Here is a 16,707-nt window from a genome sequence, read left to right as displayed (position 1 = left end):
GCGTCGCTCACACTGCGGCCATGGCGATGATCCTGTTCCTGCTGATGCTGCTGCTGGTGGTCGTGATCGCGGTCGTCGTGGCGGGACGCAACCAGGGCACGGCCCGGTCCCGCCGGCCCGGCGCCGGCCCCGTCGGCATGTTTGACGGGGGCGGCCCGACCGGCGACTACGGCGCCTCCTGGGACGAGGGCGGTCACCACCACGGCCACCACGGCCACCACGGCGATCACGGCGGCCACGGCGGCCACGACAGCGGCTCGGACGGCGGCGGGTGGTCCGGCGGCGGCGACGGAGGCGGCTGGTCGGACGGAGGCGGCGGCGGAAGTGGCGGAAGCGACTGACGTCGCGCCAGGGGCGGGGGTGGCGGAAGCGACCGACGTCCCCCGTCAAGCGCAATGGCGGCGGGGAGGCCGGGCGGAGGCAGCGAAGGCGACGAACTTCGCACGGTCAGGCGACGTGGACCCGGCGCCAGCTTGCGACCGGCAGATCCATTTCGGGTACGTCGGTCAGCCCGTTCTCGTCCATCGCGTTGTAGACGGCGAGCCGCGCCCCCTCGAAGAGGAACTCGACCGCGTGCAGGACCCGGGGCCGCCACTCCGCGACCGTGGTCCGCTCGATGATGTTGACCTCGCGCAGGATGCGCCCGCGGGCGTTGCGGAGCGCGGCGTGGGGGTCGGCTCGCCAGTCGAGCTGGATGCCGGTGGCGTACCAGTCGATCGGGGCGCTCATGTCGACCTGGTTCCAGGTGATGGCGCACTCGTCGAACTTGCGGTGGGTGATCTCGACATTGGCCCCGCCGAAGCCGAGGATCACCGGTCCGTCGGCGAACCAGCCGCGTTCCGACATGTCCCACATGAGCCAGCCGTGCAGCAGTCTCGTCCCAACGATGCGGGAGAACCGCGGCCGGTGGACGGCGGCGAGGGCGTCGGCGTCGTAGTGCCAGTCCGGTTCGTAACCCTCGATGCCGAGCAAGATCACCGCCTCCGAGAACAGAAGACGACGATCGTACCCACGCGTCGCCGGGGGCCCGCAACACGAGAGCGGCCGGCCCCCGAACGAGGACCGGCCGCGGAGAGCTCGTTACTTCGAGAGGGTGGTACCCGTCGAGCGCAGGTGCTCGCACGCCTCGACGACGCGCTTGGCCAGGCCGTTCTCGGCGGACTTGCCCCAGGCGCGCGGGTCGTACGCCTTCTTGTTGCCGACCTCGCCGTCGATCTTCAGCACGCCGTCGTAGTTCTTCAGCATGTGGTCGACGACCGGGCGGGTGAACGCGTACTGGGTGTCGGTGTCGATGTTCATCTTCACCACGCCGTAGTCCAGGGCCCCGTGGATCTCCGAGAGCAGCGAGCCGGAGCCGCCGTGGAAGACCAGGTCGAACGGCTTCTCCTTGCCGTACTTGGCGCCGACCGCCTCCTGGATCTCCTTGAGGATCTCCGGGCGCAGCTTGACGTTGCCCGGCTTGTAGACGCCGTGCACGTTGCCGAAGGTCAGGGCCGTCATGTAGCGGCCCTTCTCGCCCAGGCCGAGGGCGGCGGCGGTGGCCAGGCCGTCCTCGACGGTGGAGTACAGCTTGTCGTCGATCGCGGCGGAGACGCCGTCCTCCTCGCCGCCGACCACGCCGACCTCGATCTCGAGGATGATGTGCGCCGCGGCGGCCTGGGCCAGCAGCTCCTCGGCGATCTGCAGGTTCTCGTCGACCGGTACGGCCGAGCCGTCCCACATGTGCGACTGGAACAGCGGCGCCTTGCCGTTGGCGACGCGCTCCTTGCTGATGGCCAGCAGCGGGCGCACGTACGCGTCGAGCTTGTTCTTGGGGCAGTGGTCGGTGTGCAGCGCGATGTTGATCGGGTAGTTCTTCGCGACCTCGGTGGCGAACTCGGCGAGCGCGACCGCGCCGGTGATCATGTTCTTCACGGTCGGGCCGGAGACGTACTCGGCGCCACCCGTGGAGATCTGGATGATGCCGTCGCTGCCGGCCTCCGCGAAGCCCTGCAGGGCCGCGTTGAGGGTCTGCGAGGACGTGACGTTGATCGCGGGGTACGCGAACGCGCCGGCCTTGGCGCGGTCGAGCATCTCGGCGTAGACCTCAGGGGAAGCGATGGGCATCGGTAGCGCTCCTTGATTCTCGGACGACGAAGAGAGGGCAGGACCGCGCTGTCCTCCAGCAGGCAGTATTCCGCAGCAGGGGACGGTGACGGAAATCGCCCCGTTATCGGCGTACCGGTTTACCCATCGTGACGGTGGGGGACGCGGCACCATTGACGGTGCCGCCACGCGAAGGGAGTCGGCCATGAGCTACCCGAGCAATGAGCACGACCTGGAGACGCCGGAGGTGGACGCGGCCGAGCAGGCGACCGAGGCGGACCCGGGCTGGCAGGACGAGGACCGGGAGGACGCCGAAACGCCCTCGGCGATCGAGGCCTCCGAGTGGGACGCGCAGGAGCAGAGCCGGATCGTGAAGATGGAGGACGACTACCGCTGATCCGGCATATCCACCATCACGCTATTTGAGGACGTAATCGGGATGGGCGTCCGCCCACGCGCCGAGCTGGTCGGCCCGGATCGCGGCGTAGAGGGCGGGCCCCACCCCCGGGTAGATCTGCTCACGGCCGTCGCTGAGGCTGTGGAAGCTCGGCGCGCTGATGCCGACCACCTCCGCCGAGCCCGTCGACGCGGCGGCCTGGAGCAGCGCACCCGCGTCGCCGTCGATCGTCATGCCGTCGCCGCCCGCCTCGATCAGGCTGTTCAGGCGCGCCGGGTCGGTGGTGGTGCCGTCGAGGGTCAGTTTCGTCGCCAGTGAGCGCAGGAACCGCTGGGTATTGCGGTCGCGGTCGTACGCACCGTTCTTCAGGCCGTAGCGGCCGCGCAGGATCTCGGTCACGTCCTCCGGGCCGGCCCGTCGGCAGCCGGCTTCGTACGTCGGGCTCTTGCCGCCGGCGCGCTGGGCCGCGGGGAGACACAGCTCGACGCCACCGACCGCCTCGGTCACCTCGCGCAGGGCCCGGAAGTCGATGGTGACCGTCGCGTCGAAGTCGACGCCGGTCAGGTCCGACACCACGCGCTCGGTGAGCTGGGGACCGCCGGTGAACAGGGTCGCGGTGAGCTTGGCCGTATCGCCGTCCGGGAGCCGCACCGCGCCGTCGCGAGGCAGGCTGACCAGGTAGACGCGGGACCGGTCGGCGGGCAGGTGGACCATCATCACCGTGTCGGCGCGGCGGTTCGCCGGGTCACCGTCGGCCGCCCGGTTGTCGCTGCCGAGCAGGAGGACGTCCAGCGGCCCGGCGGTTTCCGGGGCCGGTGTGCCGACGCCGGAGAAGGAGCTGATCACCGGCGGGGTGTGCTGCCAGCGCTCCACGAGGACGGGCACCGGCGCCGTCGCGATCAGCAGTGCGGCGGTCACACCGGCACCTCGGCGGGCCCGGCGACGACGCTTTGCCCGTACCCAGGCAATATCGATCTTGGCACGCACCGGGCCGGCGGCCGGAGTCTCGGCCTCGTGCCGGGCGAAGGCCGCCCGCAACTCGTCCTCGATCGGGGACATCAGGCCTCCACCAGCTCGGCGCGGAGCGTGGCGAGCGCCCGCGAGATGGACGAGCGGACCGTGCCGACGGCGCAGCCGAGCACGTCGGCGATCTCCTGGTCCGGCAGGTCCTCGTAGTAGCGCAGAACAAGCGCCGCGCGCTGACGACGGGGCAGGCGGGAGAGCATGCCCCAGATGCGGTCGCGCTCGGCGGACTCGTGGGCGTGGTCGGAAGGGGCGGCGACCGGATCCGGCTCCGCGCGCAGCAGGACCCGGCGCAGCCACGAACCGCGGCGCAGGTCGATGAACTGATTGGTGAGGATCTTGCGCACGTAGCCGTCCGGGGAGTCGCTGGCCACGACCCGGCGCCAGCTGAGCTGGACCCGGACCATCGTCTCCTGGACCAGGTCCTGGGCGGTGTGGGGATCGCCGGTCAGCATGACGGCGTAGCGCAGCAGCGCGTCGAGCCGGCTGTCGGCGAACTCCTCGTAGGTCACGGCCACCTCCGTTTCCTACGACGGGATCGGACCCGCGAATCATTGCGGCCTCGCGCAAATCGTTCGCCCGCTGTCCACAGCCGCTGCGATCATCGATCGGTGCTGCTCACCGTGACGACCACCCACCGGCCGGCGACCGACCTCGGCTACCTGCTGGTCAAGCACCCCGACAAGGTGCACTCCTTCGACGTGCCCACCGGCACGGCCCACGTCCTGTTCCCGGACGCGGACGAGGACAGGTGCACGGCGGCGCTCCTGCTCGACGTCGACCCGCAGCGGCTCGGTGCCGCCCGCGGCGGCCGCAACCAGCAGGCGGCGCCGGAGTCGTTCACGCTGGGTCAGTACGTCAACGACCGCCCGTACGCGGCCTCGAGCCTCCTGGCGAGCGCGCTGGCCAAGGTGTTCCGCAGTGCGCTGCGCGGCGAGTCCAGGGACCGCCCGGACCTCGCCGGCGAGCCGATCCCGCTGGAGATCCACGTACCGGTGCTGCGCTGCAAGGGCGATCCGGTAGCGCTGTTCGAGCCGCTCGGCTGGACGGTCGTCGCGCGGCCGATCCCGCTCGACGACGTCCCGGACGGGCACCCGCTCGCCGGCGACAGCGCGTACGCGGATCTCACCCTAACCGGCACGCTGCGGCTGGCCGACGCGCTCAACCACCTGTACGTCCTGCTCCCGGTGCTCGACGACGCCAAGCACTACTGGGTCGCGCCGGACGAGATCGACAAGCTGCTCCGCGCGGGCGAGGGCTGGCTCTCCGCACACCCGGAGAAGGTCTTCATCACCCGCCGCTACCTGGCCCACCGCCGGTCGCTGACGGCGAGCGCGCTGGAGCAGCTCGACCGGGACGACCCGGACACCGTCGACGCGCCCGTCGACACCGCTGCCGACGAGGAGGCGGAGCTGCCGGTGGCGCGCAAGCAGCCGCTGGCCGAGCAGCGGCGCGACGCGGTCCTGGCCGCTCTCGCCGAGTCGGGGGCCACCCGGGTGCTCGACCTCGGCTGCGGCGGCGGCGCGCTGCTCGGCGCCCTGATCAAGGACAAGCGCTACACCGAGATAGTCGGCACCGACGTCTCTTCGCGCGCCCTGGACCTCGCGCACCGGCGACTGCACCTGGACCGGGTGCCGGAGCGGCAGCGCGGGCGGGTGACGCTCTGGCAGTCGGCGCTCACCTACCGGGACGACCGGCTGAAGGGGTTCGACGCCGCGGTGCTCATGGAGGTCGTCGAGCACGTCGACCCGCCGCGCCTGCCCGCGCTGGAGGCGTCGGTGTTCGGCCACGCCCGCCCGGCGACCGTCGTCGTGACCACGCCGAATGCCGAGTACAACGTGCTCTACGAGGGTCTGACCGGCATGCGGCACAGCGACCACCGGTTCGAATGGACCCGCGCCGAGTTCGCGGAGTGGACCGCCCGGACGGCGAGCGCGTACGGCTACGACGTCACGATCCGCGGCGTCGGAGACACGGACGAACAGCACGGAAACCCCACGCAGATGGCGATCTTCACCCGGAAGGAGGGGGCATGACCGAGATCGACATTCCCGAACTGGCGCTGGTGGCGCTCGTCGGCATCTCCGGATCCGGCAAGTCCACCTTCGCCCGGCAGCACTTCGCACCGACCCAGGTGCTCTCCTCGGACTACTTCCGCGGGCTGGTGGCCGACGACGAGAACGACCAGTCGGCCTCCGGGGACGCCTTCGACGTGCTGCACTACGTCGCGGCCAAGCGGCTCGCCGCCGGTCGGCTCACGGTCGTGGACGCCACCAACCTCCAGCCGCACGCCCGGGCCGGACTCGTCAAGGTGGCGCGCGAGCACGACGTACTGCCGGTCGCCGTGGTGCTCGACGTGCCGGAGGCGCTGGCCTGGGAGCGTACGCAGGCCCGCGAGGACCGTGCCTTCGGCCGTCAGGTCCTCACCCGGATGCATCGTGACCTGCAGCGCTCCCTGGGCCAGCTGGCCCGCGAGGGCTTCCGTAAGGTGCACGTGCTGCGGGGCACCGAGGAGATCGCCGGCGCGACGATCCGTTACGAGAAGCTGTTCAACGACAAGCGGGAGCTCACCGGCCCGTTCGACATCATCGGCGACGTGCACGGCTGCCGGGCCGAGCTGGACGCCCTGCTGACGACCCTCGGGTACGCCGTCACCCGCGACAACGCGGTGCACCCGGAGGGGCGTACCGCCGTCTTCGTCGGCGACCTGGTGGACCGCGGCCCGGACTCTCCCGGGGTCCTCCGCCTGGTCATGGACATGGTCAAGAACGGTACGGCGATCTGCGTACCGGGAAACCACGAGCAGAAGCTCGCCCGCAAGCTCAACGGCCGCAACGTGCAGCTCACCCACGGCCTGCCGGAGACGCTGGCGCAGCTGGAGGCGGAGACCCCCGAGTTCGTGGCGGAGGTGCACTCGTTCATCGAGGGCCTGGTCAGCCACTACGTCCTGGACGGCGGCAAGCTCGTCGTCGCGCACGCCGGCCTCAAGGAGGCGTACCACGGACGCGCGTCCGGCCGGGTGCGCTCGTTCGCCCTCTACGGCGAGACGACCGGCGAGACCGACGAGTACGGCCTCCCGGTCCGCTACCCGTGGGCGCGCGACTACCGCGGCTCGGCAGCCGTCGTCTACGGCCACACCCCGACCCCGGAGCCGGAGTGGATCAACAACACGATCTGCCTCGACACCGGCTGCGTCTTCGGCGGCAAGCTCACCGCGCTGCGCTGGCCGTCGCGTGAGCTCGTCTCCGTGCCGGCAGCGCGGGAGTACTACGCCCCGGCCCGCCCGCTGGTCGCCGGGACCACGCGCCCCGACGAGGGCCTCGACCTCGCGGACGTGACCGGAAGACGACACATCGATTACGGGTACGGGCGCACGACGGTCGCCGCCGAGAACGCCGCCGCGGCGCTGGAGGTGATGAGTCGCTTCGCACTCGCCCCGGAGACCCTGGCGTGGCTGCCGCCGACGATGGCGCCCTGCTCCACCGCGACGGTCGAGGGCTACCTCGAGCACCCGTCGACGGCGTTCGCGGACCTGCGGGCGGCCGGCATCGGCAAGGTCGTGTGCGAGGAGAAGCACATGGGCTCGCGCGCGGTCGTACGGATCTCCCGCGACGGAGCCGGGGACGCCGTGTGGACGCGTACCGGAAGACCGTTCTTCGACGCCGCCCGTAACGAGGCGCTGCTGGGGAAGGTCCGCGCCGCCGCGATCGCCGCAGGCGTGCTGGAGGACGGCTGGCTGCTTCTCGACGCCGAGCTCCTGCCCTGGTCGGCGAAGGCGGGCGGGCTCATCCGCGAGCGGTACGCCGGCGTCGGCGCGGCCGGGCGAGCCGCGCTGCCCGCCGCGCTGTCCGTGCTCGACCGCGTCGCGGCCCGCGGACTGGACGTGGGCGCGCTGCGCGGCCGGATCGAGCTGCGGGCGGCGGAGATCGCCGGATACTCGGCGGCCTACCGCGCGTACGTGCAGCCGACCGACGGTCTGACCGGCGTGACCCTGGCACCGTTCGCGGTGCTCGCCACGCCCGGGACGAGTCACAAGGACAAGGACCACGGCTGGCACCTGGACGTCGCGGACCGGCTCGTCGCGGCCGATCCCGGACTGTTCACGCCGACCCGGCGGATGGTGGTGGAGCTGGACGACGCCGCTGCCGAGGAGGCGGCCACCGACTGGTGGCTGGCGCTGACCGCCGCCGGGGGCGAGGGCATGGTCGTGAAGCCGTATGCGGGCCTGGGCGCGACCGACGCGAAGGGCCGCCTGGTGCAGCCCGGGGTGAAATGCCGCGGAAGGGAGTACCTGCGGATCATCTACGGGCCCGAGTACACCCGCCCGGAGCAGCTGGACCGGCTGCGCCGGCGCCGGCTAGGGCGCAAGCGGGCGCTGGCTCTGCGTGAGCACGGCCTCGGCCTCGCCGCGCTGGACCGGCTGGCCGAGGGAGCCCCGCTCTGGCGGGTGCACGAGCTCGTGTTCGCCATCCTGGCTGCGGAATCGGAGCCGGTGGATCCCCGGCTGTAATCCTCAGCGTGCGTACAGGTCCCGGCAGGGCAGCGGCCGGTACCCTTCCTATTCGTGACCTACAGTGCGCTCACCGAGCAGCTCGCTCTGAATCCGCTCGATCCGCAGGAACTGCTGCACACCTTCGGGTTGATCGGCGTCTGGGCGATCCTCTTCGCGGAGACCGGCCTGCTGGTCGGCTTCTTCTTCCCGGGGGATTCCCTGCTGTTCCTGGCGGGCGTGGCGGCCTCACCGGTGGCCGACTCGATCTTCGGCGACGGCACCCGGATGTCGCTGGTGGGCCTGCTCATCGGCGCACCCGTGTGCGCCGTCCTCGGCGCCCAGCTGGGCCACCTCCTGGGCGCCCGGTACGGCCGCCGCATGTTCGAGCGACCGGACAGCAAGCTCTTCAAGCGCGAGTACGTGGAGAAGGCCGAGTACTACTTCGAGAAGTTCGGCCCGGCGAAGGCGGTGGTCCTGGCCCGGTTCATCCCGATCGTCCGGACCTTCCTCAACCCGGTCGCCGGCACCCTCGGCATGCCGGCCAAGCAGTTCTTCCTGTGGAACGTGGTCGGCGCGATCCTCTGGTGCGACGGCGTGATCCTGATCGGCTACCTGCTGGCCGACCGGATCTGGCACGCCGTCGGCGACAAGATCGACCACTACATCCTGCCGGTCGTGGCGCTGATCGTGCTCATCTCGGTGCTGCCGATCATCATCGAGATGATCCGCGAGCGGAGGGCGAAGAAGCGCGCCGCCGCGACGGGCGTGGCCGGTGAGACCGGCCCCGCGACCGCGATCGGCGTCGTGGCCGCGGCGACCGTGGCCGGCATCGCCGAGGAGATCACCGACCAGGACGAGGACGACCACCGGAAGCACCGGCCGCGCCACTCCGCCTGAGCGGCTCCTCCGCCGGGTTCAGACCCGGACCGGCGCCGGGCCGGCCAGCCGGTCCAGGAATTCCTCCGGCACCTCACGAAGGTTGTCCAGCCGCCCCAGGGTCAGCGCCCGGTAGGTGAGCTGGGCGGCCTCCTCGAGGTTGCGAGCCCGCTTGTGGGCCAGCTCCACGCTGTCCGCCATGACCACACAGCCGTGCTGGCTCAGCACCAGGCAGTTGGTGCCGTCCGCCGCCATCGCTGCGGTCAGCGCCGCCACCTCGAGGCTCCCGGGCATCCGGAACGGCACCGTCGAGACCCGCGTCAGGTAGAACGCGTGATCCGTCGTCGCGATCCGGATGTGCTCGCCGAGGGCGTCGAGCAGCAACGCCGTCTGCGGGTGCAGGTGGACGATCGCGTTGACGTCCGGGCGCGCCCGGTAGAGCGCCAGATGCAGCGCCAGCTCGCTGGTCGGCTCGAGACGCGGCGCCGGCAGGCCGCCCGCGGCCAGTGCCGCCGGGCCACCGTCGGAGATCCGCACCGGCGCGAACGTCGACCGGCTCAGTCTTTCCAGCCAGGCGCCGCTCGCGGTCACCCAGCAGGCGTCCTCGTCGGGGATACGGGCGGAGAGGTTGCCGCCGGAGCCGCAGACCAGGCCGGCCTGCACCACGTCGTATCCCACGTGCGCGAGCTGGTCGCGCAGATCACCGGGCACGTAGTTCACCCGTCAACTCCTTCGGGTCCTGGGGGTGGATCCTGATGGAGGTGTCCCGCCTGGCGTCACGCTCTCGAAACGTCCGGTGACGCCAGGCACCTTCCCGCCGGAGGCCGGCGGTCTTGCCCAAGTCTGCCCGCATGCACGGGCTTCCCTGCCTACTTCATCCAGGCCGGTCCTGTCCGGCGGCTTGCCGGCCCGCCCACCCGTGCGGGCCGTACCGCCGTCAGCTTGACCGGCGGTTCCGCCGCCCGCTCGTCTCGGGACGGGCCTGCCCGTGGCCCGCCCGGTGCGAGCGGGCTCCGCTCGCCGTCGGCCCGGTCAGCGGGCCTTCTTCGTGGCCCGCTTCCGGGGCGGGGTGAGCAGGTCCGCGATCGTTGCGATCGCCGTCGGGACCAGGCGGTAGTACGCCCACACGCCCCGCTTCTCGCGCTCGAGCAGCCCCGCCTCGGTCAGAATCCGCAGGTGGTGGCTGACGGTCGGCTGCGACAGTCCGAGCGGCGCGGTGAGGTCGCAGACGCACGCCTCACCGTCCGTAGCGGACTGAATGAGGCTGAGCAGCCGGAGCCGGGCGGGGTCCGCGAGTGCCTTCAGCACCCCGGCCAACCGCTCCGCATCGGCACGTTCAATAGGCTCGCCGGCCAGCGGCGAGATCTGAGGCATTGTCATTTCCGCCAACGCAGTTCCCACGATCTCCATCCTTCCACCAACTGCATCGATTCTCCTGCATGTGCGCAGGAACGAACCGGCTGACTTTCAGGCCGTAAGGCCGAAGTCGATCGAACGGTAGGCCGATCGGTACGTCTGTCCGGCACCCCGCACGGCAGCGTCCGCACCCCGATCAACCATTCCCTCGACACCGACTTCGGTCTCTGCCTCCTGCAACGCCTCAGCCGCCTTCTGGTCGCTGCCCATCGCCGTCGAGCTCCTCGATCCCCGCCCCTGGAGTGAGCCGCCCCACATTTCGATGTCACGATCAGTACGGCGACCGCCCGGCGTCCGCCCGTTCGCCGGCACCGCCGTGTACTGCACCGTCACACGGCGGAGTCGTGCGTCGCAGTCGACTTCACGACCCGATGAAAGCACGGCACAACGCTGCGCGACGGGCAATTCAGTGATGAATTTACGCAGGTCGTGGTGGGCTTCCATGACATCGAGGGTACTGGCTGTCCGGAAACTGGAACGTTCTGCCCTGGCAGGGCGGAAAGGAACTATTGACCCGCGCCGAAACATCCTCGTTACAGGAAATATTGTTAACAGAATCACCTCCACAGGCCCCTTTGCGGCGGGCATTGATGCAGCTCAAACCCCCTTTGCCCGGCTCTGTTCCCGAGCCGCGAGACAACGACGGTCATCGAACGAGTACGCACTGACACCGATGTCATCCGAGCAGTTATGTCCGTCCTCGGGGAAAGCCCGCCCGGACAGCGGCGTCGAACAGACCCCCGGCGACCAACGCTACCCGTTCGGGTGACACACAACCGTCGATGTCGTCGACCCCGGGAGCTGGACGGACGCGCCGTGACGCCCCCATCGGCGGGGGCACTGGACCGCCGGGGGTCAGCTGGACGGCCGCGCTGCGGAACCTTCGCCCGAGTCGTCACCGGCGCCCGTACCGCCCGTGGCGCCCTGTGCGGGGGAAGCGGCCCACGAAGGGTCTGGCGCCGTGGGCCGTTCGGCCGACGGGGCCGGCCACGGATGATGGGCGGAAGCGTCGGCCGCCGGCCAGGCCTCACCGTCAGCGGCGGCCTCAGAGGCCAACCAAGTCCCACTGCCGAAGCCGCCGGCGCCAGCTGCAGTGCTCCCACCGTCAGCCGCGGCGCCGCCCGCCGGCCAGGGCCGGCCGTTGGTGACAGCCTCGGGAGACGAGCCGGCCCCGCCGTCGGTGGCAGCTTCGTCACTTTCTGCGGGGACCGTGCCGTTACCCGGCGTGACGCCCCACGGACCCGCGTCGGCGACGTCTGCGGGCGCAGGGGCGGCCGCAGGGGGATTCGACGGCTGCGGTGCGGTGGGGGTCACCGGCGCCGGAGCAGCCCACGGGCTCGGCTCACCGGGAATCTCAGCCACTGGCGCCGGCATGTGAGGCGCAGCCGGATAGGGCGCCCCATACGTGGGCTGCGCGGCTCCAAACGTGGGCTGGACGGCCCCATACCCGGGCTGGGCGGCCCCGTACGTCTGCTGGGCGGCACCAAACGGCGGCCGGCCGGGGTAACCGTAGGCGCCCGCCGGGTACCCACCCTGAGGCCCGTAGCCGGGCTGCGAGGCAGGGAACGGATCCGCCGGAACCGGCTCCGGCGCCCTGCCGAAGAAGGACCGCGGCGCGGCCAGCAACAGCACCCCCACCAGCACGTACCCGGCCATCTGAGCGACACCCAGGCCGATGTTCATGGCGATCCACGACCCCGGGTACGCATCCGCCAGCGCCGCACCGGCCGACCCCGGCGCCGAGTCCCCGCCCCGCTGCACCACCATCGTCAGCGTCGACACGCCCCCGGCCACGAGGCCGAGCGCACACACCACCAGCGTGGCGATGCGGATGCCGTTGCTGCCCCGGCGCAGCCCCAGGGCGAGCACCACGTACAGGGCGAAGAGGACGACCGCCAGTACCGCACCGAGCGCCGCACCGATCCACACCACCGTCACGAAGCCGTCGACGTCCGCGCTCTTGGGAGCGGCGCCCCGGAAACGGTCGACTGTGCCGGGGGCGACGGCCAGTGTGGCCACCGCGTACGCCAGACCCACGACCGCCATGACGATGAGCAGGACCGACGCGAACCCGACCGAGGCAGGCCGGCGTGGCGACGCGGCGGGCGCGGGTGCGGCGGCCGCCGCCGGGTACTGCACTGCGTACGACATGGTGGTTCCCTCCGTCGCGGACGAACCTACCCGGACGTACGACGCGCCGCCGGGCTTACCCGGCGGCGCGCGAGAAGACCATCGTCAGGACGGATCGGTAGGTGCGCGACCCGGCTGCTCCGGAGGCGTCTCCGGCGGCCCCGAAGGCGAAGAGGGCGGTCCCGAAGGCAAAGAAGGCGGAGGAGGCGCACTCCACGGATCCGTGGCGGGCAAGCTACCGGTGTGCGGCGACGGCTCGGACGACCCCGTCGAATCACCAGCCGGCGGCGTGGCGTCCACCCCACCCGGCGGCATCGACTGCTCGTGCGTACCGGGATAGGAAGGAAACGCCCCGGAGCTGGGCGCCGGATACCCGGCCTGGCCGGGATACGCCGGATATCCCGGCTGAACCGGATACCCAGGCTGCGCGGGATACCCCGGCTGGCCCGGATACCCAGGCTGCCCGGGATACGGGTACGGCATGGACGGGTCCCAGGCCGGCTGCGGCTTACGGAAGTAGGCATTCGCCGCCGGCAGCATGAGCAGGATCAGCGCGGCGAGCATGGCCAGCACCAGCAGGACGGTCAGTGTCGTCGTCACGGGCGAGTACCAGGACGGAAGATCGGCGGTGAGCCGTTCCTCCACCTCCCGAGGGCTCGGTCCCGCGGTGTTGCCCGAGTCGAGGTTCATGCCGCTCGTCGCGGCGTTGCCCAGCAGGCCGAAGCCGTTGCAGCAGAGGAAGATGCCGCCGATCACCCAGGTGGTGATCCGGGCGCCCTGGCGGCCGCGGTTGTTGAAGATCGCGAGGATCGCCAGGCCGGCAGCGAACAGAATGTTGATCGCCACGCCGACCACGCTGGCGCCGACGATGATGCTCTCCATGCCGCTGTTGGGGGTGTTCGCGTACAGCTCCTTGTACACGTCGGAGATCGTGGAGATCGTCATGAGCGACAGCAGCGCGCTGATGATCGACGCGGCGGCGCTCAAATACAGCAGGTACGACGAGACGGTGACGACCGTCGGCCGTGAACTCGGTGCCGGTGCTCCCGGATACATCGGCGCTCCCTCCTAGATCCACTCACGGTATCGGGCGGGCACCAGATACGAGGTCCGGCGGACACAAGGTCCACAACTGTGGCAACATCGCCCGACGTAGCACGAAATCGGATGAAATAGGTCGCTCGTTCGAGGGGGCGACAGAAGTCGATCCCGACCCATACACTTCCATCTCGTGGCGCGCCGCAGGCATCGGAATCCCTCGGCGCCGCCCTGTGCCCGACCGAGTCGCCGCCCCCGCTCACTGATCGCCGGGGCCGAGGCAGACCGGATCAGGGCGCCTTCCCGATTGCGCCGGCCGCGTGTTTTCGCCGCGGCCGCCCCAGACCCATTAAGGACCGGTGAGTCCCATGCCGCACGCAGACACCTTGACCGTCGTTCACCATGACGACACGCGGACCCGCTACCAGGACGTCCGCTATCAGCTCCACCGCGACGGGATCAGGATCTGGTCCGAGGACGGCGAGCACGCCTTCACGGACATCCTCATGACCCACGCCTACCGGCAGCGGGAGGCGAAGGCCAGCTGACACAGAAGGGCCCCGAGCAACCTCGGGGCCCTTCAAAGTGTTCAGGCGCGGGTTACTCGCAACCCGTCCTTCTGGTCGCTCAGGTCGACCAGCACGGTGTCGCCGTCGACGATGTCCCCGGCGAGCAGCGCCTTGGCCAGCGAGTCGCCGATCGCCGACTGCACCAGCCGGCGCAGCGGCCGCGCACCGTAGATCGGGTCGTAGCCGTGCTCGCCCAGCCACAGCACGGCCGCCTCGGTGACGTCCAGGCTGAGCCGCCGGTCGGCCAGCCGGTGACGCAGCCGGCCGAGCTGGATGTCCACGATCGCCGCGAGGTCCTGCGCGGTCAGCGCGTGGAACACCACGATGTCGTCGAGCCGGTTGAGGAACTCCGGCTTGAAGTGCGCGCGTACGGTCGCCATGACCTCCTCGCGCCGCTCCTCCTCACCGAGGGTGAAGTCGGAGATGACCGACGAGCCCAGGTTGGAGGTCAGCACGAGGATGGCGTTGCGGAAGTCGACCGTACGGCCCTGACCGTCGGTCAGCCGCCCGTCGTCGAGCACCTGGAGCAGCACGTCGAAGACGTCCGGGTGCGCCTTCTCCACCTCGTCCAGCAGCACCACGCTGTACGGCCGCCGCCGCACCGCCTCGGTCAGCTGGCCACCCTCCTCGTAGCCGACGTACCCGGGCGGGGCACCGACGAGGCGGGCGACGGAGTGCTTCTCGCCGTACTCGCTCATGTCGATGCGGACCATGGCCCGCTCGTCGTCGAAGAGGAAGCCTGCGAGGGCCTTGGCCAGCTCGGTCTTGCCGACGCCGGTGGGGCCGAGGAACAGGAAGCTGCCGGTGGGCCGGTCCGGGTCGGCGACGCCCGCGCGGGCCCGGCGTACGGCCCCGGAGACAGCCGCGACGGCCTCGGCCTGGCCGACCACCTTGGCCTGCAGCGACTCCTCCATGCGCAGCAGCTTGGCGGTCTCGCCCTCCATCATGCGGCCGGCCGGGATGCCGGTCCACGACGCGATGACCTCGGCGATGTCGTCGGCGCCGACCTCCTCCTTGACCATCGGCGGCTCGGTCTTCTCGTCCTCGGCGGCGGCCGCGCTCTCCATTTCGCGTTCCAGCGCCGGGATCTCCTGGTACTGCAGGCGGGACGCCTTCTCCCAGGCGGCCTCGCGCTGGGCCCGCTCGAGCTCGGCGCGGGTCTCGTCGAGCTTCTTCTTCAGCTCACCGACCCGGTTCAGGCCGCCGCGCTCGCGCTCCCACCGGGCGTTGAGGGCGGTCAGCTCCTCCTCGCGGTCCGCGAGGTCGCGCTCGAGCCGCTCCAGGCGGGCGACCGACGCCGGGTCGGTCTCCTTCTCCAGCGCGAGTTTCTCGACCCGCATCCGGTCGACCTGCCGCTGCAGTTGGTCGAGCTCGACCGGGCGGGAGTCGATCTCCATGCGCAGCCGGGAGGCGGCCTCGTCGATCAGGTCGATGGCCTTGTCCGGCAGGAACCGGTCGCTGATGTAGCGGTCGGACAGCGCGGCGGCCGCGACCAGGGCGGCATCGGTGATCTGTACGCGGTGATGAGCCTCGTACCGGCCCTTCAGTCCACGGAGGATGCCGATGGTGTCCTCGACCGTGGGCTCGCCGACGACGACCGGCTGGAAGCGGCGTTCCAGGGCCGGGTCCTTCTCGATGTGCTCGCGGTACTCGTCGAGGGTGGTGGCGCCGACCATGCGCAGCTCACCGCGGGCCAGCATCGGCTTGAGCATGTTGCCGGCGTCCATCGAGCCCTCGCCCTTGCCGGCACCGACGACGGTGTGCAGCTCGTCGAGGAACGTGACGACCTGGCCGTTGGAGTTGCGGATCTCCTCGAGGACGCTCTTCAGGCGCTCCTCGAACTGGCCGCGGTACTGCGCGCCGGCGACCATCGCGCCGAGGTCGAGCGAGACGAGCTTCTTGTCGCGCAGCGTCTCCGGCACGTCGCCGGCGACGATGCGCTGGGCCAGGCCCTCAACGATCGCGGTCTTGCCGACGCCGGGCTCGCCGATCAGCACCGGGTTGTTCTTGGTACGCCGGGAGAGCACCTGCACCACCCGGCGGATCTCGGCGTCCCGCCCGATCACGGGGTCGATCTTGCCCTCGCGAGCGAGGGCGGTGAGGTCGACGCTGTATTTCTCCAGCGCCTTATAGGTCTGCTCGGGGTCCTGGTTCGTCACCCGGCGCTCGCCCCCGCGCACCGACGGGAAGGCCGCGGCGAGCGTCTCCTCGGTGGCGCCGACGTCGCGCAGGGCCTTGCCGACCACGCCGCCCACCCGGGCCAGGCCGGCGAGCAGGTGCTCGGTGGAGATGTACTCGTCCCCCAGCGGCTTGGCGATCAGTTCGGCCTCACCGATGGCGTTGACGAACTCGCGCGAGAGGCTGGGCTCCGCGGTGCTCGAGCCGCGTGCGGAGGGTTGCTGTTCGACCGCGCGTACGGCGGCGCGCCGGACGTCGGCGGGATTGGCACCGACCGCCCGCAGCAGCGCCGGCGCGGTGGAGCCGCCGGTGTCGAGCAGCGAGAGGAGGAGGTGCCACGGCTCGACGGTGGCGTGCCCGCGCTGGTTGGCGTCGGCGACCGCACCGGTGATGACGTCGCGGCTCTTGGTGGTAAGGCGTTCGGCGTTCATGAGCTCCCCTGATCGGATCTTCCAAGAGATGCAGCATCCGCGTGGTTCAGCAACTCGAGACTTGAGCCTATT

17 protein-coding genes are annotated in these 16,707 nt (G+C 70.9%); 7 read left to right on the top strand and 10 right to left on the bottom strand.

Going from position 1 to position 16,707, the window contains the following annotated elements; translation table 11 throughout:
- Positions 1-20 precede the first annotated feature (20 nt).
- The gene (locus AB0368_RS18955) at positions 21-341 is read left to right on the top strand and encodes a hypothetical protein (RefSeq protein ID WP_366155169.1); all 321 of its coding nucleotides are present in this window, start codon (positions 21-23) and stop codon (positions 339-341) included.
- Positions 342-447: 106 nt separating this feature from the next.
- Here AB0368_RS18955 and AB0368_RS18950 read toward each other — a convergent pair whose 3' ends face one another.
- Together AB0368_RS18950 and fbaA are read right to left on the bottom strand one after the other, a co-directional pair.
- Positions 448-978 (bottom strand): hypothetical protein, encoded by a 531-nt coding sequence (locus AB0368_RS18950; protein ID WP_366155168.1) that lies wholly within the window; start codon positions 976-978, stop codon positions 448-450.
- 102 nt (positions 979-1,080) lie between these two features.
- A complete protein-coding gene (gene fbaA / locus AB0368_RS18945; protein WP_366155167.1) occupies positions 1,081-2,106 on the bottom strand; it encodes a class II fructose-bisphosphate aldolase in 1,026 nt (341 codons plus the stop codon).
- Positions 2,107-2,290: 184 nt separating this feature from the next.
- Between fbaA and AB0368_RS18940 the strand changes: the two genes are divergently transcribed.
- A complete protein-coding gene (locus AB0368_RS18940; protein WP_366155166.1) occupies positions 2,291-2,482 on the top strand; it encodes a hypothetical protein in 192 nt (63 codons plus the stop codon).
- A gap of 21 nt (positions 2,483-2,503) precedes the next feature.
- Here AB0368_RS18940 and AB0368_RS18935 read toward each other — a convergent pair whose 3' ends face one another.
- Together AB0368_RS18935 and AB0368_RS18930 are read right to left on the bottom strand one after the other, a co-directional pair.
- The gene (locus AB0368_RS18935) at positions 2,504-3,541 is read right to left on the bottom strand and encodes an LCP family protein (protein ID WP_366155165.1); all 1,038 of its coding nucleotides are present in this window, start codon (positions 3,539-3,541) and stop codon (positions 2,504-2,506) included.
- Positions 3,541-4,017, bottom strand: coding sequence for a SigE family RNA polymerase sigma factor (locus tag AB0368_RS18930; protein WP_366155164.1), 477 nt, complete (start codon positions 4,015-4,017; stop codon positions 3,541-3,543). Before AB0368_RS18930 ends, AB0368_RS18935 begins: the two co-directional genes overlap by 1 nt.
- Positions 4,018-4,116: 99 nt before the next feature.
- Between AB0368_RS18930 and AB0368_RS18925 the strand changes: the two genes are divergently transcribed.
- The 3 genes from AB0368_RS18925 to AB0368_RS18915 are packed head-to-tail and all read left to right on the top strand — an operon-like array spanning position 4,117 to position 8,894.
- Entirely contained in the window at positions 4,117-5,541 is a 1,425-nt protein-coding gene (locus tag AB0368_RS18925) for a 3' terminal RNA ribose 2'-O-methyltransferase Hen1 (protein WP_366155163.1), read from the top strand.
- Positions 5,538-8,015 carry a polynucleotide kinase-phosphatase gene (locus AB0368_RS18920; protein ID WP_366155162.1) on the top strand — a complete coding sequence of 826 codons (2,478 nt, stop codon included), beginning with the start codon at positions 5,538-5,540 and terminating at the stop codon, positions 8,013-8,015. The genes AB0368_RS18925 and AB0368_RS18920 overlap by 4 nt, the downstream gene beginning before the upstream one ends.
- A 54-nt stretch (positions 8,016-8,069) precedes the next feature.
- Positions 8,070-8,894, top strand: coding sequence for a DedA family protein (locus AB0368_RS18915; protein ID WP_366155161.1), 825 nt, complete (start codon positions 8,070-8,072; stop codon positions 8,892-8,894).
- Between the two features lie 18 nt (positions 8,895-8,912).
- Here the strand turns inward: AB0368_RS18915 and AB0368_RS18910 are convergent, their stop codons facing one another.
- The 5 genes from AB0368_RS18910 to AB0368_RS18890 form a co-directional block, all read right to left on the bottom strand.
- The gene (locus tag AB0368_RS18910; RefSeq protein WP_366155160.1) at positions 8,913-9,593 is read right to left on the bottom strand and encodes a class II aldolase/adducin family protein; all 681 of its coding nucleotides are present in this window, start codon (positions 9,591-9,593) and stop codon (positions 8,913-8,915) included.
- A gap of 312 nt (positions 9,594-9,905) precedes the next feature.
- Complete coding sequence (locus AB0368_RS18905; RefSeq protein ID WP_014440216.1) at positions 9,906-10,283, bottom strand: metalloregulator ArsR/SmtB family transcription factor; 378 nt, start codon at positions 10,281-10,283, stop codon at positions 9,906-9,908.
- Positions 10,284-10,340: 57 nt separating this feature from the next.
- Complete coding sequence (locus AB0368_RS18900; RefSeq protein WP_366155159.1) at positions 10,341-10,733, bottom strand: hypothetical protein; 393 nt, start codon at positions 10,731-10,733, stop codon at positions 10,341-10,343.
- A 411-nt stretch (positions 10,734-11,144) separates the two neighbouring features.
- The gene (locus AB0368_RS18895) at positions 11,145-12,440 is read right to left on the bottom strand and encodes a hypothetical protein (protein WP_366155158.1); all 1,296 of its coding nucleotides are present in this window, start codon (positions 12,438-12,440) and stop codon (positions 11,145-11,147) included.
- Positions 12,441-12,524: 84 nt separating this feature from the next.
- Positions 12,525-13,364: a hypothetical protein gene (locus tag AB0368_RS18890; RefSeq protein WP_366155157.1), complete on the bottom strand. Its 840-nt coding sequence runs from the start codon at positions 13,362-13,364 to the stop codon at positions 12,525-12,527.
- Here AB0368_RS18890 and AB0368_RS18885 point away from each other — a divergent pair.
- Both AB0368_RS18885 and AB0368_RS18880 read left to right on the top strand, forming a co-directional pair.
- Positions 13,363-13,491, top strand: a complete 129-nt coding sequence (locus tag AB0368_RS18885) for a hypothetical protein (RefSeq protein ID WP_366155156.1) — start codon at positions 13,363-13,365, stop codon at positions 13,489-13,491. The genes AB0368_RS18890 and AB0368_RS18885 overlap by 2 nt on opposite strands.
- A gap of 334 nt (positions 13,492-13,825) precedes the next feature.
- Positions 13,826-14,005, top strand: coding sequence for a hypothetical protein (locus AB0368_RS18880; protein WP_366155155.1), 180 nt, complete (start codon positions 13,826-13,828; stop codon positions 14,003-14,005).
- A 41-nt stretch (positions 14,006-14,046) separates the two neighbouring features.
- Here the strand turns inward: AB0368_RS18880 and clpB are convergent, their stop codons facing one another.
- Entirely contained in the window at positions 14,047-16,635 is a 2,589-nt protein-coding gene (clpB, locus tag AB0368_RS18875; protein WP_366155154.1) for an ATP-dependent chaperone ClpB, read from the bottom strand.
- Positions 16,636-16,707 lie beyond the last annotated feature (72 nt).

Source organism: Actinoplanes sp. NPDC051475 (assembly GCF_040689425.1).
In the GTDB taxonomy this organism is placed as follows: Bacteria; Actinomycetota; Actinomycetes; order Mycobacteriales; family Micromonosporaceae; genus Actinoplanes.
This window is presented reverse-complemented; position numbering and strand designations above follow the sequence as displayed.

Coding starts and splice junctions, on each gene's coding strand:
- AB0368_RS18935 (WP_366155165.1), bottom strand. CDS start 3,541: ATGTCCCCGATCGAGGACGAGTTGCGGGCGGCCTTCGCCCGGCACGAG.
- AB0368_RS18890 (WP_366155157.1), bottom strand. CDS start 13,364: ATGACGATCTCCACGATCTCCGACGTGTACAAGGAGCTGTACGCGAAC.
- clpB (WP_366155154.1), bottom strand. CDS start 16,635: ATGAACGCCGAACGCCTTACCACCAAGAGCCGCGACGTCATCACCGGT.
- fbaA (WP_366155167.1), bottom strand. CDS start 2,106: ATGCCCATCGCTTCCCCTGAGGTCTACGCCGAGATGCTCGACCGCGCC.
- AB0368_RS18905 (WP_014440216.1), bottom strand. CDS start 10,283: ATGGAGATCGTGGGAACTGCGTTGGCGGAAATGACAATGCCTCAGATC.
- AB0368_RS18920 (WP_366155162.1), top strand. CDS start 5,538: ATGACCGAGATCGACATTCCCGAACTGGCGCTGGTGGCGCTCGTCGGC.
- AB0368_RS18885 (WP_366155156.1), top strand. CDS start 13,363: ATGAGCGACAGCAGCGCGCTGATGATCGACGCGGCGGCGCTCAAATAC.
- AB0368_RS18900 (WP_366155159.1), bottom strand. CDS start 10,733: ATGGAAGCCCACCACGACCTGCGTAAATTCATCACTGAATTGCCCGTC.
- AB0368_RS18895 (WP_366155158.1), bottom strand. CDS start 12,440: ATGTCGTACGCAGTGCAGTACCCGGCGGCGGCCGCCGCACCCGCGCCC.
- AB0368_RS18955 (WP_366155169.1), top strand. CDS start 21: ATGGCGATGATCCTGTTCCTGCTGATGCTGCTGCTGGTGGTCGTGATC.
- AB0368_RS18940 (WP_366155166.1), top strand. CDS start 2,291: ATGAGCTACCCGAGCAATGAGCACGACCTGGAGACGCCGGAGGTGGAC.
- AB0368_RS18880 (WP_366155155.1), top strand. CDS start 13,826: ATGCCGCACGCAGACACCTTGACCGTCGTTCACCATGACGACACGCGG.